The organism is Dietzia sp. 2505 (genome assembly GCF_040546785.1).
In the GTDB taxonomy this organism is placed as follows: Bacteria; Actinomycetota; Actinomycetes; order Mycobacteriales; family Mycobacteriaceae; genus Dietzia.
On sequence record NZ_JBEPON010000005.1, the window covers coordinates 1 to 15,168 of the forward strand.

The following is a 15,168-nucleotide window of genomic DNA, read 5'->3' on the forward strand; positions in this document are numbered from 1 at the left end:
AGATCGAGGCGATGACGACGACGACGAGGACCGCGATCGTCACCAGGAGCCAGGCCACCCGGACCCGGGGGGGGGGGGGGCCCCGCCCCGGGGCGGGGGGGGGGGGGGCCCCCCCCCCCGGGGGGGGGGGGGGGGGGGGGGCCGGGCGGGCGGGGGGGGGGGGGGGGCCCCCCCCCGGGGGGGGGGGCCCCCCGGGTCCCGGGGCGCCCGATTTGGTTTGCCCCGGGCCGTGTGTGTTTTTGGTGTGATTAACCCGGGCGCCCCGGGGCCCCCCCCCGGGGGGGGGGGCCCCCCCCCCCCCCCCCCCCCCGGCGACGGTGGGTTACTACGGCGTCAAATAGCGGACGCCGAGAATCGAAAGAGGTAGCACATGCTCATCTCCCAGCGGCCCACCCTCACCGAGGAGGTCGTCTCCGAGAACCGCTCGCGGTTCGTGCTCGAGCCCCTCGAGCCCGGTTTCGGCTACACCATCGGCAACTCCCTGCGTCGCACGCTGCTGTCGTCCATCCCGGGCGCGGCCGTGACCAGCATCCGCATCGAGGGTGTCCTGCACGAGTTCACCACCGTGCCGGGCGTCAAGGAGGATGTCACCGACATCATCCTGAACCTCAAGGGCCTGGTCGTCTCGTCCGTCGAGGACGAGCCGGTCACCATGTACCTGAAGAAGCAGGGCCCGGGAGCCGTCACCGCCGGTGACATCGTCCCGCCGTCCGGCGTCGAGGTGCACAACCCGGACCTGCACATCGCCACTCTCAACGAGAAGGGCCGTCTGGAGATCGAGCTGGTCGTCGAGCGCGGTCGTGGCTACGTCCCCGCGGGGCTCAACAAGGACGCGGGACACGAGATCGGCCGCATCCCGGTCGACTCGATCTACTCGCCCGTCCTCAAGGTCACCTACAAGGTCGAGGCCACCCGTGTGCACCAGCGCACGGACTTCGACCGACTAGTCCTGGACGTCGAGACCAAGAACTCGATGACCGCCCGTGACGCCCTGGCGTCCGCGGGCAAGACGCTGGTCGAGCTCTTCGGCCTGGCGCGGGAGCTCAACGACGAGGCCGAGGGCATCGAGATCGGGCCCAGCCCGGCCGAGGCCGATCACATCGCCGCCTACGGCATGCCGATCGACGACCTGGACCTGTCGGTCCGGTCCTACAACTGCCTCAAGCGCGAGGGTGTCCACACCGTGGGCGAGCTCGTGGCGCGCAGCGAGTCTGACCTGCTCGACATCCGCAACTTCGGTCAGAAGTCGATCGACGAGGTCAAGGTCAAGCTCGTGGAGCTCGGCCTGTCGCTCAAGGATGCGCCCCCCGGGTTCGATCCCGCCTCGGTCGCCGGCTACGACGCCGAGACCGGGACGTGGACCGACGAGGGCGGCGAGGATTACGCCGAGACCGAGCAGCTCTGACGAGCTCTCAGCACACCATTCCTAGGAGAATCTGATGCCCAAGCCCAAGAAGGGCGCCCGCCTCGGCGGATCCCCGGCCCACCAGCGGCTCATCCTGTCGAACCTGGCCACCCAGCTGTTCGAGCACGATGCGATCCGTACCACGGAGACCAAGGCGAAGCTGCTTCGTCCGTACGCGGAGAAGCTCATCACCAAGGCGCGCCGCGGCACGCTGGCCGACCGTCGTGAGGCCGCCAAGCTCGTCCGCAACAAGGACGTCCTGCACAAGCTGTTCGCGGAGATCGGCCCCCGGGTCGCCGACCGCGACGGTGGCTACACCCGGATCGTCAAGCTCGAGAACCGCAAGGGCGACAACGCGCCCATGGCGATGATCGCGCTCGTCACCGAGCCGCTGGCGTCCGCCGAGGCCACGCGCGCCACCCGCGCCGCCGCCTCCAGGAAGTCGGCCGACACGTCGGCCACGGAGTCCACCGACGACACCGCCGATGACGTCACGGCCGAGGCCGAGGCCAACAGCCCGATCGCCGATCAGGTCGAGGCCGCCGACGACGCCGACGTGGACACCGCCGAGGAGACCGCCGACGCGGTGTCCGAGGACACCACCCACGCCACCGGCGAGGACACCGACAAGGCCTGAGTCGCTCGAGGCCCGGTCCGTCACGGATCCGGTGTGAGGGGCCCCGCCCACCGCGTCACGCGGTCGGCGGGGCCCCTGTCGTCGTCCCGGTGGTCCCCGTCAGAGAACCGCGCCCACGGCCTCCGCCATCGCCCGGTGCCCGGCCGCGGTCGGGTGCATGGGATGCGACCCCGTCTCCTCGCCGGTGAAGTCGGTGTAGCGCTCCGTGGCCGGCGCGCAGGCGTTGCGTTGGGCGGCGTCCTCGGGTTGGACCACGGCCGCGCCGGCGCGGGCGGCGGCGTCCGAGACGATCAGGTTGATCCGTTCGGTCACGTGCCGCGTCCAGGTGACGTCGCCCGGACTCATCCCGGAGACGAACTCGCAGCCGCCGTCGTCCGGGACCAGGGGGAGGTAGGCGGTGGTCACGATCCGCGCGTCGGGGGAGCGGTCGCGGATGCCGTCGTACACGCTGTCCAGCCGGCCGGCCAGGGCGTCGAGCTGGTCGGTCACGGCGAACTCGAGCCGGTCACGGCACGGTGCCCCGGTCTGCGCCCGCGGGGTCTGGAGGATGCACCCCACCATCGCGCCGAATCCGATGTCGTTGCCGCCGATCGACAGGGTCACCAGGTCCGTGTCCGGCGTGAGGGCGTCGAACTGGGGAGGCGCGTCGGCGAGCTGGGGTCCGGTCATGTGGCTGGTCTCGGCGCCGCCACAGGTGACGTCGACGAGCTCTCCCACGTCCTCGCGCTCGGCGAGCAGCGACGCGTAGTTCGCCGTGGAGCGCAGGCACCCCGCGGGCCCGCTCGTGGGGGCGTCGGTCGGTCCGAGGGCGGCGAACGAGTCGCCCAGGGCCACGTAGCGGGCGTAGGTCGGGCCGGTGTCGGGAGCGGGACCGGTGGCGGCGGGGAGGGGACCGTCCTGCGGGTCCTCGCCGTCGTCGCCGGAGGTGCACGCCCCCAGGGTGGTCGCGGCGGCGAGCGCGGTGGCGGCGAGGACGGCGATGCGGCGACAGGTCATGTTCCCATCCTGGCCGAGCCGGGCCGGAGGCGTCCGGGGTCCACCCCGGTCCGACGCAGGACCCGCAGGGCGGCGATCGTGATCCACGGGTTCGGTTCGCGGGGAGGCGGGTACTCCACGTGGGTGGCCCCGGGGTAGCCGCGGGCGCCGCACCAGCGGCCGTCCCGGCGCCGCCGACGGAGGATGTCGAGGCCCTCGGAGAGTCTGTCGTCGCGCACCACACCGGCGTGGGTGACGGCGTCGAGGCCGCGCAGGACGTCGTACCGCCACCGTGCGGGGTGATGGAGTCGGGTGAACTCCGGACGGATCACCTGACCGGTCCGGTGGCTACGGAACAGGCGGTGCACGAGGAGGAACTCGACGGCACCCGCGCGCGCCTCGGTGACCTCGTCGGCGCGGTGCGCGTGCCCGGCCGCGAGGTAGGCGGTAAACCCCTCGATGACGCACGTGGTGGTGTGCACTGAGGAATGTGTGGCCCCCGACCGCGTGCTCCGGCAGTTGAATCCGCCGTCGGCCATCCGCTCGACCAGGATCGCGTCGACCACGCCGGCCAGCAGGGAGGTGTCCGCCCCGAAGTGGCAGCAGTAGGTCAGCGCCATGCCGTTGATGCACACGTCGCTGCGGGGGGAGGACAGGCCCGCGCACAGGCCTCCGTCGTCGCAGCGCGGCGCCTCCAGGACCATCCGCGCGGACCGGGCCGCGCGGGGCTCACGAGGGTCCAGGCCCAGCCACGCGAGCTCGAGCAACGTGTAATGGGTGCTGGTCCACTCCGGCTGGGAGAAGCCCGACCCCCAGTGCCCGTCCGAGCGCCGCACGGCGAGGATCGCCGCGCCCACCCCGGAGGAGGCGATGGCGGATCGCAGCCCCGGGTCGCCGTCATCCTCGAGATCGCGGGCGGCCAGGTACGCCGTCGAGGGGTCGGACGCCCGCAGCCACGGCAGCACGTCGGGGTGGGCGGTCATGGCGACGAGAGGGCGCGCTGGATCCGCCGGAGGGTTTTCTGCCCCCACACGTAGTGGCTCGATGTGGCCGAGACGAAGTAGGCGCCGAGGGTGGTGCTCTTGGTCCAGGCGTAGCGGCCGCGGGTGAAGAGCTCGTCGTCGGAGTGCGACCCGATCACCTCGAGGCACCGGGCGTGGCTCCCCGCGAGGAGGTCGACGGCGTCGGCGTACGCCGTGCCCAGGTAGCGCTCGCGGATCTCGGCGTTGATCGCCGGTGTCTCACGCCAGGTGCGCCCCTCACCGGGGATCTGTGGGGTGCTGCCGGCCTCACCGGCCTCCGCCCACCCCAGGGCGAGGAGCTGCCAGGCGTGGATGTGGGTGAGGACGTCGCGCGGGTGCCGGGAGGTGTCCTCGATGTCCGCCTCCCAGGTGAGGTCGGCAAGCACCGCGGGGTCGAATCGGCCCAGGGCGAGGTGCAGCCGCTCGTACTCGTGGGCGGCCGCCTCGAGCAGTGCGGACCTGGTGGTCGGACGGGGCATGACCCGAGCCTGCCACGGCCGGGGCCGGTGGGCTAGCGTCGACGGTCATGATCACCCCGTCGGAGTTCGCGGCCGACACATCCACCCGCCGGATCCGCCTGGACGTGGCCTATGACGGCACCGACTTCTCCGGGTGGGCCCGGCAGCCCGGTCTGCGCACGGTGTGTGGCGTCCTGGAGGAGAAGCTCGGGACGGTGCTGCGGAACCCCGTGACCCTGACCGTCGCCGGACGCACCGACGCGGGGGTCCACGCCCGGGCCCAGGTGTGCCATCTCGATGTGGATCCGGCGTGGCTCGACCAGAGGTCGTTCGACGGTCGTCCCGAGGCGCTCGTGCGCCGACTCGCCAGGCTCCTGCCCGCCGACATCGCCGTGATGGACGCCCGGTGGGCGCCCGCGGAGTTCGACGCCCGCTTCTCCGCGTTGCGCCGCCACTACGAGTACCGGCTCACCACCGCGCCGTGGGGGCCGGAACCGACCCGCGCCCGCGACACCGCGCCGTGGACGCGCCCGGCGGACCTGGACGCGGTGCGCCGGGCCTCCTCGAGGCTGCTGGGCCTGCACGATTTCGCGGCGTTCTGTCGTCGTCGGGAGGGGGCCACCACGATCCGCGAGCTCCAGCGCTTCGACTGGCGTGCCGAGCCGGATCCGCGCGGCCCGGACGCGCCGGGGGCCGCCGAGGTGTGGACGGCGTCGGTGAGCGCCGACGCGTTCTGCTGGTCCATGGTGCGAAGCCTCGTGGGCGCGGTGATGGCCGTGGGGGAGGGTCGGCGGGACCAGGAGTGGATCGGCGGGCTGCTGCTCGAGACGCAGCGGGCGTCGTCGGTGCCCGTGGCCCCGGCGTGCGGGCTCTCGCTGGTCGGGGTGGACTACCCGGCGGAGGCGGACCTGGCGGCCCGTAACCTCACCACCCGTGAGGTGCGCCCCGGGCCGGATCGTGGCCCGGGGGCCGGGGCGGGGTGCTGCGGGGGATAGTGCCACGGTGAACAGCACTGCGGGGGATAGCGCTGCGGGGAACGATGCTGCGGACCCCGGCTACCCGCTCGCCGCGTCGAAGATCGGTGAGAGCGCGAACAGCATGACCATCGACCACACCACGTGGGTGACGATCGGCCCCAGGACCCCGCCGGTGCACCGCCTCTGCACCGCGGTGACCAGCCCCAGCACGAGGGCCGCGACCACCAGGAGCGGGATGCCGGCGGCGGCCGTGACCACGCCGTAGATCAGCGTGGTCACCAGGATCGGGTGGATGCGTGAGGTGGCCGAGTACACCGCGCCGCGGTGGAAGCACTCCTCGGCGGCGCCGTTGACCGCGGTGAGCAAAGCCACCAGTGCCAGGTTGCCCACCGTGGCGTGGGCTAGCAGCGCCTGGACCGGCTCGCGGAGAGGTTCGATCTGCGCCACCACGACCGCCCCCACACAGAAGACCAGTGCCAGGGCCGTGGCGGCGAGGACAGAGGACAGGATCGGCCGGCCCGGGCGGTACGGCTCGCACCCCACCCGGATCGGGCCGGAGGCGAAGGCCCCCACCAGCCACACGGCCGCGAGCAGGGCCGTGGCGGGATAGAACATCGTGTCGCCGGGCGGGATCCGCAGCGCCCAGGCGCTGACGGCCGTGCCCAGGACCAGGGTGATGATGACGACGACGAGGCGGCGGCGGGTCGGCGGCACCGGCGCGGTCTCCATCTCGCCGGTGCGGAACGCGTGCCGGTAGCGGCCGAACAGGGTGTCGGGCACGGGCTCAGGCATGGGATCGATTCCGCCCGCGTTCATCGCAGTCCATCACCTCGTGCGGGCGTGCCACACGGCGGGCGGGCGGACCCCGGCCCAGTCGGCGTCGCTGGGCAGCAACCGCGCCGGGTCACCGAGCGGGTCGGCGGCGGCCCACAGTGCGGGACGGGCGGGGCCGTGCGGCACGCGCAGGGCCTCGCGGAGGGCCTGGCGGTAGCTCGTGCGGCCGCCGGGCGGGGCGCCGAGCACCTCGTCGGCGTCGTCGACCAGGACGATCGCCTCGCAACGCAGCGACTCCACCAGCGGTCGGGCCAGGCCGGGCTCGAGCGGGGTGACCAGTCCCATCCACAGCGAGGACAACTTGGGCGTGAGCACGGGGACCGGGACCATGAGTCGGCGGTGCAGCCCGGCCTCCTCGGCGTAGATCTGCATCATCTGCCCGTAGGTCAACACGTCCGGCGCGCCCACGTCGATCACGCGGCCGTTGGCCAGTTCCCCGTCGAGCGGAACGGTGGTGGCGGCCGCGAGGTAGTGGACCACGTCCCGCACGGCGATCGGCTGGATGCGGTTGCTGACCCACTTCGGGGTGACCATCCCCGGGAGTCGGGTGGTCAGGTGCCGGATCATCTCGAACGAGGCGGACCCGGAGCCGATCACCACCCCGGCCTGGATCACCAGCGCGGGCACGGACGAGGCCAGCATGATCCGGCCCACCTCCACGCGCGAGCGCAGGTGCGTCGACAGATCGGTCTCGTCCTTCGGGTGCAGCCCGGACAGGTGCACGATGCGGCCCACCCCGGCGGCCTCGACGGCGCGGACGAACGCCTCGGTGGTCTCGCGCTCCTCCTTCTCGAAGTCGGTGGAGTGGCCCATCGAGTGGACGAGGTGGCAGGCCACGTCGACGCCGTCGAGCGCGGCCGCCAGCGCGGCCTCGTCTCCCAGACCGCCCTCGTGGACGGTGACCTGGTCCCGCCACGGCACGTCGTCGAGCCGCGCGGGGGTGCGCGCCAGGACCGAGACCTCGGCGCCGTCGGCGAGGAGGCGGGGGACGAGACGGGCGCCGACGTACCCGGTGGCGCCGATGACGAGGACGCGCGGGCCGGTCGGGGCGTCGGGGGAACCGTGGGGGTTGGTCATACCCGAGACTCTTCCAGTGCGGGCGCCGATGCGCACCCGTTGCCGGGGGTCAGGACGGGCTGGGGGCCCGGCCGGGGTGAGCCGTTCCGCGCACGGGAGGCGGCTTATCCGGATACTGGAAGCAGACGAGCCAGACGGACCGTGACGGGCGGAGGGAGAACAGATGGCGATCGGCGCGGCACGACCCCGACAACTCTCCAGATCGATGGACCTGTCCGGCGTCCGCATCGAGACCGCCAGGCTCCGCTCGGACCGGGCCGTCACCACCTTCTGGCGGTGGTGGACCGAGGGCGGGTGCCGCCGTACGACCGCCGCGCTGGAGTCGGGTGACGCCCGCCGCGTGGTCCCGGAGATCACCTCGCTCATCGAGGCGATCGACCCCGGGTTGTCGTGGGAGTTCGTCCCCGGGTCTCAGGGCGCCCCGCACCGCCTGACCGTCACCGCGGCCGGGGTGCCCGAACTCCGCGGGGCGGCGCGCCGGTGGCTCGCCCAGGCCCCGCCCGCCGACGCCGACTGGTCGTACGCGGACCTGCGTGACCCGGTCTCCGGGTGCGCCATGCACTTCCGCGACCGTCGTTTGGGCTTCGACGAAGCGGAGGTGGTGGTGGACTGCGGCCTCTCCCGGGCCGATGTGACCGTGCACCACCCCGGGTTCGCCGGACTCAAGGGATCCGACGCCGGGATCGCCGCCTATCTGTTGCTCGACGCCATGTGCGGCGAGGCCGCGGTGGAGACGTGGGTGGGCATGATCCGCTCCAACGCCACGGCCCCGGGGGACGACGCGGTGTCGCTCGACGCACTGCCCGGGATCCTGCGGGAGATCGAACGCGACAACACGGACGAGGACGGGGAGCCCGCCTGGCAGATCCTGCACGGCGACACCTCCCGGGGCCCGATGGTGGCCGTGGTGCGCGTCCCGCTTGTCGCGCTGTCAGCCCCTGAGTTCGACCGTCACGTCGCCGTCCACGTGCCCTATACGGATGTCGAGGACGGTGGTCTGCCGGGATCGGCCTCCCTGCCGGGGTTGCGCGACTTCGAGGACCACCTGGTCGACCGCCTGGAGGGCACGGGGGAGTGCGTGGGCGCCGAGAGCTGCAACGGCCGCCGCCTCCTGCATTTCTATGTGGACTCCGCGACGCCCGCGCACGAGCAGCTGCGCGTGGCCGCGTCCGGTTGGGACCAGGGCGAGGTGACCCTGACGGTCACCGACGATCCGGGCTGGCGGAAGGTGCAGCACCTGCGGGTGTGAGGTCGGCCGGAATCTGACTCGGACCCGGGACCGGGCCGACGAAGGCGTCCTGAGCGAAGAGCCGCGACTGGTTAGTACGCAGTAACCTGGGATTGAGCCTGGCCTCGCAATTCGGTGCCCGACACGCTATCCGACGTTCTCGGCACCATCAGAGCTTGAAGCCAGATCTAGTAACTGGTTCACGAGGAGACTAATTATGGCCTTTGCTATTGGTACGGGCCCAACTGAGCTGCACGCGCTGATCGACCTTGAACGCCGAATCGCCACCAGCCGAGAGTGCGATACGGCCCTAGAAGTCTCTATTCTCGACACTGCAGACGGTGGCGGCAGTTGGTCGGCCATCGCACTCGTCCGTCCCGGGTTACCAGGGGACGGGGGCCAGTGACACCCGACGAGGCCCGATCCCTCGGCCGCGCTATCCGCTCAACCCGCCTCGAGCGGGGCCTGTCCCAACTCAAACTTGCCGTCGCGATCGGCGTCAGCGGGGGACAATTCAGCCTGTGGGAACGTGGCCGCGTCCCCGCCGCCCGGGGCCGGGAGGCATACGCCCCGACGATCCCGCGGGATCGCCTCGAGGCGATCGCCGCCGCCCTGGACTGCACCGTCTCCACTATCGCCGATCGCGCAGCGCTGAGCGCCACCACACGGGTCCTCTACGGGCTCGAACCACTCGGGCCTGCACGCACCCTCGTCGCCGGCCAGGAGTACGACCTCACCGACGCCGAAGCCGACCGCGTCGCCGACTTCATCGCAGGACTCATCGCCGCCCGTGATCTGCATTAACCAGTCATGTCAGGGGGCGGCGCTACAGTCCCCGCCATGGACGAGCTGCTGGACCGAATCCGCCACGCAGCCGACCAAGTAGGGGAGGGGCTGTTCCTCGAGCTGCTGCGCTGGCACCGCGCCGTCGCCGGCCTCCCAGACGTCGACCTGACCACCCACGGCGCCTACCGAGACGCCATCGCGAAACTCGGCGACGACCGGGCCTCCGAACTGCTGCGAGATCTCCGATGGGCCGCCCGTGACCCCCGCCGCCACCGCCACGGAGCCGACGGCAAACCCACCTACCGATCAGGGGAGACTCTGCGAAACCGCGCTCATCGACTCAAGTAGTCCCGCGAGTCCGGGTAAGTGGACGCGGACAATTACGAGACCCGGGCGATCAGGTCCGGGTCGTGGCGGTCGAGGGTTCTCACGTTGTTGACCGCCCGGGACACCGGACGGGTCCGGAAGGTCGACGCGACCGTCCGGGACTCGACGTCGAGCAGATTGACCAGATCGACAGCCTGATCTTTGGTGACCTTATCCGGGTCGAGCCGGACGTCCCACGCTGCGGGGGTCAGGAACACGGGCATCCGGTCGTGGACTTCGCCGGCCGCGTCTTCACCAGTGCGGGTGATGATCGTGAACGTCGTCCGCCAGTCGTCATCGTCCCCTTTGCGGTGAAAGGCCAGCAGGCCGGCGGCGAGTAGCAACTCGTCGCCCCGGGGCGTGTACGTAGCTGGGGTTCTTGAACTCTTTCCCGCCAGGAGTTCCGAGAGGACGTGATCCGGATCTTCAAGAGCTCGGATTCCTCCGTCGCCCAGGTCGCGGAGGACTTCGGCATCTCGCCGTCGTTCCTGAAGCGGTGGTTGACGATCGACGAGCGGAACGCAGCGTCCTCATGCTCGCGTCCCTCGAACGCCGGTACAGAGTCCGACACGTTGCGTGAGGCGAACAAGCGGACCAAGCTGCTCGAGCAAGAGAACGAGGTCCTGCGTCGCGCGGCGGCGTATCTCTCGCAGGCGAACCTGCCGGGAAAATGATGTTCCCCCGCAAGCGGGAGGTGCCCCCACCGCTCGTCCGCGAGCTGGCCGTCGACGGGATCCCCGTCGCGGTGACGTGTCGGGCGCTCGAGATCGCCCGCCAGCCGTACTACCGGTTGTTGAACAGCCCGGTGGCCGACGCCGAACTGGTCGCGGCCTATCGGCCAATGGCTTATTCGACGCCCACAAGGACGACCCCGAGATTGGCTATCGGTTCTTAGTCGGTGAGGCCCGCAGAGCCGGCCAGACGATGGCGGAGCGGACCGCGTAGAGGCTCGGCTCCCCGCAGGGCTGATGGTCGGCGTTTGGGAAGAAGCGCAGCGTGAACGGGAAGAAACCGGGTCCTCCGGTCCACGACGACCTCTGCGCTGTGGTGAACGACAAGGGCAGAGTGCGGCACGAGTTCACAGCCATGGGCCCGAACCAGTTGTGACAGCACCGAGCACTGGACCGGGGGAGGCAGGCTCTACCTCTGCGCGATCAAGGACGCCTACTCCAACCGGATCGTGGGCTACTCGATCGACTCACGGATGAAGTCCCGGCTCGCCGTCGCTGCGCTCGACCACGCCGCCGCCAGACACGATCAGGGGGACCCGCGTTCGGTATGCAGGACACAACCAGCCAAGTTCAGAAGTCGAAAGTTCGTCCCACGTCCTTAACCGGTACGACCTGATCGGGTCGATGGGCCGCGTCGGAGCGGCTGGTGATAGGGCCCGATGGTAGGTCTTCTCGATCCGCCTGACGATCGCGATGCGGAGTACTTCCCGCATGGCCCAGCAGACCCGATCGACGCTCTATCGGGCTCTCCAGAGAGCTGGCGAAGGGGCCACTCGTGCTACGCCGTAGCTAGACTGCTGGGAAGGGCGCGAAGTATCGGAGAGCTTTACGACTCCGAGATCATGCGGATAAGCAGTTCTGCGCTCTCCGACCCCAGCGTGCCTGTGACAGCGGTGCTCAACGCATTGAGCTGAGCCCTGACCCACTCAAGGCCACGCCTAGGTCCGCGGCTCTCGATCGCCCCAATCTCCTCGAGCAGATCTTGCTTCTCCTCCGCCGGCAGGTCAGCGTCTTCAACGTGATTCCGGAACTGGCTCAGCGCCGCGAGGATATCCTCTACCGACACCTCAGAGCCGATATGGGCAGTCATTGTGTGGCCCTGTCCGCCAATCGCCTGGTTCCCAATATGTTGGGTTCCATAGTTGTCAGCCGAAACGTTCGTAGTCGTCATTCCTCCGGACAGTTGAACCTGGTCGAGATTCATCTGGCTTCTAAGGAGTCGCTGGCCCGCTGCGGTCAGACGCGCTCGGATCATTGATCCACCCCAGGCTTTGGTCCCCTCGAGGTAGCCGCCTGACTCGAGTTCCTCGACTGCCAGACTGACCTCTCGCCCGGAGAGCGACCCGGTGAAGTCCGCAGCGCTCTCACTTTTCAACATGGCTTCTGGGGATGTCTCGGGATGGGTCGCCAACCACTCCAGGACCCGTATTTGCGCAAGTGAAGAGCGGTAGCTTTCGCGCATCCGGTTGGCTTCTACACGGCCACGCGTAGTCAGAATGAAGTCGAACTGACCATCTAGGGTCAGGGTGGCGTGGACTAGATCGGCAAGCTGAAGCTCGCTGTAAACAGTCTCCGCGAGTGAAGGGGGAACTACTTCGTCAGGAAGCGAGCTGGCTTGCTGTCCTGGCTGGTCGATTAACCATCGGAGCACCCGCTCTGCGCAGAACGTCATTCCAGGCATCTTGCATCTCCTTCTCCGTGGGGAGTGACTGCACGGCGGCCAGGCAAGGGTCCCGGCCGTTCTGGTCACTGTGTCATCCGGGTACGACACCAAGCCCCTGCTAAGTCGATCCGCACAGCAGGCTTGGGTCGAAACGACTCGGTGAGAAGGGGGCAGCCAACGCAAGTCCAGCGAGCAGGCGCGGACATGCGCGCTGCTGGTCAACTGATGTCTCGCAAAGCTGAAACTTATCGAGACGGGCTGGGTGGAAGAACGCTAGCCCCGAGGTTCGCGCAATAGCTCAGACTGCTGGAGACCGCATCGAGCTAATCGTGCGTCAGCCCGGAGGCAAAAGTGTAACCTCGCTTATCGTAAGAGGTAGCAATACCAATGCGGTTCGGACGAGCATCCGATGCGATCCGGGCGGCAGGCCGGGCTCGCCCGCCTCGAAGTATGAGTAAGGCCGAGGGACGTGGAGGGGCGACAGTGGACGTGGGAACCGTGGTTGACGGGGCGTATGAGATTCTCGGTCCGCTGGGAAGCGGTGGCAGCGGAACGGTGTGGAAGGTCCGGCACAAACACCTCAACCGCATCAGGGCACTGAAGGTCATCGAAGAGAAGCCCGAAGAGCCTGCACTCTATGAGCGCTTCGAGCTGGAAGCGAGATCAGCGGGCTCTCTCGATCACCCCAACATCGTTAAAGTCCACGAGTTCCGCCATCTCAACGACAGCCCAATTCCGGGTCATGCCAAGGCCTATCTGGTCATGGACTACGTGCCAGGTAAGGATCTGCGCCACTACATCGTCGACTCCGATATCTTAAGCGTCGAGGAGAAGGTGCGGATCATCAGGGATGCCGCACTCGCGCTGCATTACGCGCACGGTAAAAACATTATCCATCGCGACGTCAAGCCAGCCAATCTTATCTTGTGTGCAGAGACGGACTTGATCAAACTCACGGATTTCGGCATCGCAAAAGTTATCGGTGACGCCAGGGCGCTGACAATAACCGGCTACTATTACGGATCGCCGGGCTACGTGGCACCGGAGGTGGAGAGGGGGGATAGTCCGAGTCCAGCCAGTGATGTCTATTCGCTGGGAATCGTGGCGGGTGAGTTGCTGGGGCACAAGACGTTAATCTCAGGAGAATTCGCCAACGTGGCGAAGGTGATTGAGACCGCGTTGAAGCGACTACCGGAACACGGTCGATACTCCACTGCGGCGCAGTTCGCCACCGAGTTCACTCGAGCCTATTCTTTGGATGTCGCCGCGGGCGAGACGTCGGAACTAGTCGCCGGCGCTAACGCGAAGCAGGAAGAATCAACACGTCGACTGCCGAGGCCGGCGCCGACACGTCAGGTGGAAATTCCTCAGGTGACCACTCTAGGGCTGGATGACCACTTTCTCTTCTTCTCGCTCCGGTCAGTAGTTCTCAAGTTTGGGGAAGGGCTCGAGCGCGGCAGTAACGCCTGGCGGGCTGGGATCATATCCTGCGCGATCATCAGTTCTGTCGTCGCAGCACTCGTCCTAGCTTATTTGCTCTACTTTCTGATCGGGCTGGTCATCTGATGGCGCAACGAAACGATTGGATGCACAAACGCGCTTCCGACTATTTCCATGAGCACTCGCGGCCTCAATGGTGGTGGATTCTTTCGGTTCGCATCTTCCTAATACTCACGCCTTCGTTAACCGTGTATTTTCTTTATGTGCTGATCCGATACGGAGGCTGAAATGAAGGTAATGTGCACCAATTGCCTCCATGTATTCGATGACAAGAGTGTGGTCATCAAGGATAAGAATGAGGACAAGGTCGTCGCTCCGCGCCGCGGACTCAGGGAGAGGCTGTTCGCTAGGATTGAGGGGAGGGGCTCAGCGGGAGTGTCGCATGCGCCTCTTGCTCCAATCATCGAGGGGCATCGGTATCACTGCCCGGAGCATGGTTGCGAGATACCGAGGTCGATGATCGACAGGCCATCGACCATAATAGGTATTGCGGGTGAGCCAGCGACATCGAAGACGAGCGTTCTGGTGTCGTTGATCGAGACTGTTCAGAATGACCCGTACATCGCCGACCGCATAAAGGTCTATATTCCCGGTCAGCACAGGGGCGACTGGGAGGGTCAGGTCAGGCGACAATTCCACGATCTGAAGGCGGTCGAATCGACGCAGCCGCGTGAGGGCAAAAAAGATGCGGGGAATGGAAGTCATCCGTGGTCGCACATGGAACAGCGTCGCCCGCTTATCATTCAGATCAGCAATGATCAGCATAGCGCCAATCTGATCTTCATCGATGTATCAGGTGAGGAGTCAGTGGACGAACAGGGTATAGCTCGCGTGAGTCCCCACCTCGCCAAGGCTGACCAGCTTTGGTTTTTCATCACACCGAACATCAACCGCGACATCCGCCGCCAGCTCGAGATCGTTTTCACTGCGGAAGGCCAAGCAGGTACATCGATGGTCCGCAACGAGCTGCTGCAGGAAGAGCACATAACGCAGGAGATGATCGAACAGCTCGCTTCCACTTGGAAGCGGGTAGCGCGGCTGCGTCCCGACGACCCGGTCGGGTCACCTCGCCTCAGGGTCGCGGTGGTGGTGGCCAAGGCGGATCTCCTGACCAAGGTTGAGTATAACGACGCGTTTACTCAAGAACTAGTGGCTAAGATCGCTCCGCCAGATGGGTGGTCGAGAGGTGCGCATGGGGCTTCAAACCTCTATTCCGTGACCGAAATCGAGAAGAAAAGTGAGCTAGTCGGTGAATTGATGTTCAGACTGACTCCGCAGGTGGTGCGGTCCGTCCTCAGTCATTTCCCGGAGGCCATGTTCCTCACTGTGGCCGCGACAGGCTCACCGGCTCGCCTTGAGGAGGATGACGACTCGCTCGGCAAGGAAGTGCGAGTGTACGAGAATATCAGGCCCTTCGGAATCGTCGATCTGTTCATTCAGGCTGCTAACGGGACGGAGGTGAAGGTGCATGACTAGATTTCGGGAGCCTACATCGTTCGTCGGTGGTGA

Annotated in this window: 17 protein-coding genes and 1 pseudogene; 11 read left to right on the top strand and 7 right to left on the bottom strand. The window is 67.8% G+C overall.

Going from position 1 to position 15,168, the window contains the following annotated elements; genetic code table 11:
* Positions 1–370 precede the first annotated feature (370 nt).
* Both ABIE38_RS10700 and rplQ read left to right on the top strand, forming a co-directional pair.
* On the top strand, positions 371–1,405 hold the full coding sequence (locus ABIE38_RS10700; protein ID WP_067716627.1) for a DNA-directed RNA polymerase subunit alpha: 1,035 nt from the start codon (positions 371–373) through the stop codon (positions 1,403–1,405).
* Between the two features lie 34 nt (positions 1,406–1,439).
* A complete protein-coding gene (gene rplQ / locus ABIE38_RS10705; RefSeq protein ID WP_354056118.1) occupies positions 1,440–2,042 on the top strand; it encodes a 50S ribosomal protein L17 in 603 nt (200 codons plus the stop codon).
* A 99-nt stretch (positions 2,043–2,141) separates the two neighbouring features.
* Here rplQ and ABIE38_RS10710 read toward each other — a convergent pair whose 3' ends face one another.
* From ABIE38_RS10710 to ABIE38_RS10720, 3 genes are read right to left on the bottom strand one after another with little or no spacing between them, the layout of a single operon-like run.
* Positions 2,142–3,038 (bottom strand): SGNH/GDSL hydrolase family protein, encoded by an 897-nt coding sequence (locus tag ABIE38_RS10710; RefSeq protein ID WP_354056120.1) that lies wholly within the window; start codon positions 3,036–3,038, stop codon positions 2,142–2,144.
* On the bottom strand, positions 3,035–4,000 hold the full coding sequence (locus ABIE38_RS10715; protein ID WP_354056122.1) for a hypothetical protein: 966 nt from the start codon (positions 3,998–4,000) through the stop codon (positions 3,035–3,037). The genes ABIE38_RS10710 and ABIE38_RS10715 overlap by 4 nt, the downstream gene beginning before the upstream one ends.
* Complete coding sequence (locus tag ABIE38_RS10720) at positions 3,997–4,518, bottom strand: ClbS/DfsB family four-helix bundle protein (RefSeq protein ID WP_354056123.1); 522 nt, start codon at positions 4,516–4,518, stop codon at positions 3,997–3,999. Before ABIE38_RS10720 ends, ABIE38_RS10715 begins: the two co-directional genes overlap by 4 nt.
* Positions 4,519–4,565: 47 nt before the next feature.
* On the opposite strand from ABIE38_RS10720, the gene truA reads away from it, so the two are divergent.
* Positions 4,566–5,492 carry a tRNA pseudouridine(38-40) synthase TruA gene (gene truA / locus ABIE38_RS10725; RefSeq protein WP_354056125.1) on the top strand — a complete coding sequence of 309 codons (927 nt, stop codon included), beginning with the start codon at positions 4,566–4,568 and terminating at the stop codon, positions 5,490–5,492.
* A 60-nt stretch (positions 5,493–5,552) separates the two neighbouring features.
* Here truA and ABIE38_RS10730 read toward each other — a convergent pair whose 3' ends face one another.
* Positions 5,553–6,266, bottom strand: coding sequence for a CPBP family intramembrane glutamic endopeptidase (locus ABIE38_RS10730; protein ID WP_354056127.1), 714 nt, complete (start codon positions 6,264–6,266; stop codon positions 5,553–5,555).
* A gap of 33 nt (positions 6,267–6,299) precedes the next feature.
* Positions 6,300–7,385: an NAD(P)H-binding protein gene (locus tag ABIE38_RS10735; RefSeq protein ID WP_354056129.1), complete on the bottom strand. Its 1,086-nt coding sequence runs from the start codon at positions 7,383–7,385 to the stop codon at positions 6,300–6,302.
* A 163-nt stretch (positions 7,386–7,548) separates the two neighbouring features.
* Between ABIE38_RS10735 and ABIE38_RS10740 the strand changes: the two genes are divergently transcribed.
* The 3 genes from ABIE38_RS10740 to ABIE38_RS10750 all read left to right on the top strand — a co-directional run bounded on the left by ABIE38_RS10740 (position 7,549) and on the right by ABIE38_RS10750 (position 9,747).
* The gene (locus ABIE38_RS10740) at positions 7,549–8,634 is read left to right on the top strand and encodes a DUF695 domain-containing protein (protein WP_354056131.1); all 1,086 of its coding nucleotides are present in this window, start codon (positions 7,549–7,551) and stop codon (positions 8,632–8,634) included.
* A 381-nt stretch (positions 8,635–9,015) separates the two neighbouring features.
* Positions 9,016–9,417, top strand: coding sequence for a helix-turn-helix transcriptional regulator (locus ABIE38_RS10745; protein WP_354056132.1), 402 nt, complete (start codon positions 9,016–9,018; stop codon positions 9,415–9,417).
* 36 nt (positions 9,418–9,453) lie between these two features.
* The gene (locus tag ABIE38_RS10750) at positions 9,454–9,747 is read left to right on the top strand and encodes a hypothetical protein (protein WP_354056134.1); all 294 of its coding nucleotides are present in this window, start codon (positions 9,454–9,456) and stop codon (positions 9,745–9,747) included.
* Positions 9,748–9,779: 32 nt separating this feature from the next.
* Here the strand turns inward: ABIE38_RS10750 and ABIE38_RS10755 are convergent, their stop codons facing one another.
* Positions 9,780–10,109, bottom strand: a complete 330-nt coding sequence (locus ABIE38_RS10755) for an SOS response-associated peptidase family protein (protein ID WP_354056136.1) — start codon at positions 10,107–10,109, stop codon at positions 9,780–9,782.
* 69 nt (positions 10,110–10,178) lie between these two features.
* Here ABIE38_RS10755 and ABIE38_RS10760 point away from each other — a divergent pair, with 69 nt between their 5' ends.
* The 3 genes and pseudogenes from ABIE38_RS10760 to ABIE38_RS10770 all read left to right on the top strand — a co-directional run.
* Complete coding sequence (locus tag ABIE38_RS10760) at positions 10,179–10,439, top strand: hypothetical protein (protein WP_354056138.1); 261 nt, start codon at positions 10,179–10,181, stop codon at positions 10,437–10,439.
* The gene (locus ABIE38_RS10765) at positions 10,439–10,660 is read left to right on the top strand and encodes a hypothetical protein (RefSeq protein ID WP_354056139.1); all 222 of its coding nucleotides are present in this window, start codon (positions 10,439–10,441) and stop codon (positions 10,658–10,660) included. The genes ABIE38_RS10760 and ABIE38_RS10765 overlap by 1 nt, the downstream gene beginning before the upstream one ends.
* Positions 10,661–10,858: 198 nt before the next feature.
* Positions 10,859–11,098 (top strand): annotated as a pseudogene (locus ABIE38_RS10770) (DDE-type integrase/transposase/recombinase); the annotation flags it as partial.
* Between the two features lie 224 nt (positions 11,099–11,322).
* Here the strand turns inward: ABIE38_RS10770 and ABIE38_RS10775 are convergent.
* Positions 11,323–12,177: a hypothetical protein gene (locus ABIE38_RS10775; protein WP_354056141.1), complete on the bottom strand. Its 855-nt coding sequence runs from the start codon at positions 12,175–12,177 to the stop codon at positions 11,323–11,325.
* Positions 12,178–12,642: 465 nt separating this feature from the next.
* Between ABIE38_RS10775 and ABIE38_RS10780 the strand changes: the two genes are divergently transcribed.
* Together ABIE38_RS10780 and ABIE38_RS10785 are read left to right on the top strand one after the other, a co-directional pair.
* Positions 12,643–13,725 carry a serine/threonine-protein kinase gene (locus ABIE38_RS10780; protein WP_354056143.1) on the top strand — a complete coding sequence of 361 codons (1,083 nt, stop codon included), beginning with the start codon at positions 12,643–12,645 and terminating at the stop codon, positions 13,723–13,725.
* A gap of 459 nt (positions 13,726–14,184) precedes the next feature.
* Entirely contained in the window at positions 14,185–15,135 is a 951-nt protein-coding gene (locus tag ABIE38_RS10785; RefSeq protein WP_354056145.1) for a hypothetical protein, read from the top strand.
* Positions 15,136–15,168: the final 33 nt, after the last annotated feature.

What these genes read in the sequence shown, in the direction of transcription:
- rplQ (WP_354056118.1), top strand. Translation starts at nt 1,440, where the DNA reads ATGCCCAAGCCCAAGAAGGGCGCCCGCCTCGGCGGATCCCCGGCCCAC.
- ABIE38_RS10720 (WP_354056123.1), bottom strand. Translation starts at nt 4,518, where the DNA reads ATGCCCCGTCCGACCACCAGGTCCGCACTGCTCGAGGCGGCCGCCCAC.
- ABIE38_RS10715 (WP_354056122.1), bottom strand. Translation starts at nt 4,000, where the DNA reads ATGACCGCCCACCCCGACGTGCTGCCGTGGCTGCGGGCGTCCGACCCC.
- truA (WP_354056125.1), top strand. Translation starts at nt 4,566, where the DNA reads ATGATCACCCCGTCGGAGTTCGCGGCCGACACATCCACCCGCCGGATC.
- ABIE38_RS10700 (WP_067716627.1), top strand. Translation starts at nt 371, where the DNA reads ATGCTCATCTCCCAGCGGCCCACCCTCACCGAGGAGGTCGTCTCCGAG.
- ABIE38_RS10775 (WP_354056141.1), bottom strand. Translation starts at nt 12,177, where the DNA reads ATGCCTGGAATGACGTTCTGCGCAGAGCGGGTGCTCCGATGGTTAATC.
- ABIE38_RS10730 (WP_354056127.1), bottom strand. Translation starts at nt 6,266, where the DNA reads ATGCCTGAGCCCGTGCCCGACACCCTGTTCGGCCGCTACCGGCACGCG.
- ABIE38_RS10765 (WP_354056139.1), top strand. Translation starts at nt 10,439, where the DNA reads ATGTTCCCCCGCAAGCGGGAGGTGCCCCCACCGCTCGTCCGCGAGCTG.
- ABIE38_RS10710 (WP_354056120.1), bottom strand. Translation starts at nt 3,038, where the DNA reads ATGACCTGTCGCCGCATCGCCGTCCTCGCCGCCACCGCGCTCGCCGCC.
- ABIE38_RS10735 (WP_354056129.1), bottom strand. Translation starts at nt 7,385, where the DNA reads ATGACCAACCCCCACGGTTCCCCCGACGCCCCGACCGGCCCGCGCGTC.
- ABIE38_RS10740 (WP_354056131.1), top strand. Translation starts at nt 7,549, where the DNA reads ATGGCGATCGGCGCGGCACGACCCCGACAACTCTCCAGATCGATGGAC.
- ABIE38_RS10750 (WP_354056134.1), top strand. Translation starts at nt 9,454, where the DNA reads ATGGACGAGCTGCTGGACCGAATCCGCCACGCAGCCGACCAAGTAGGG.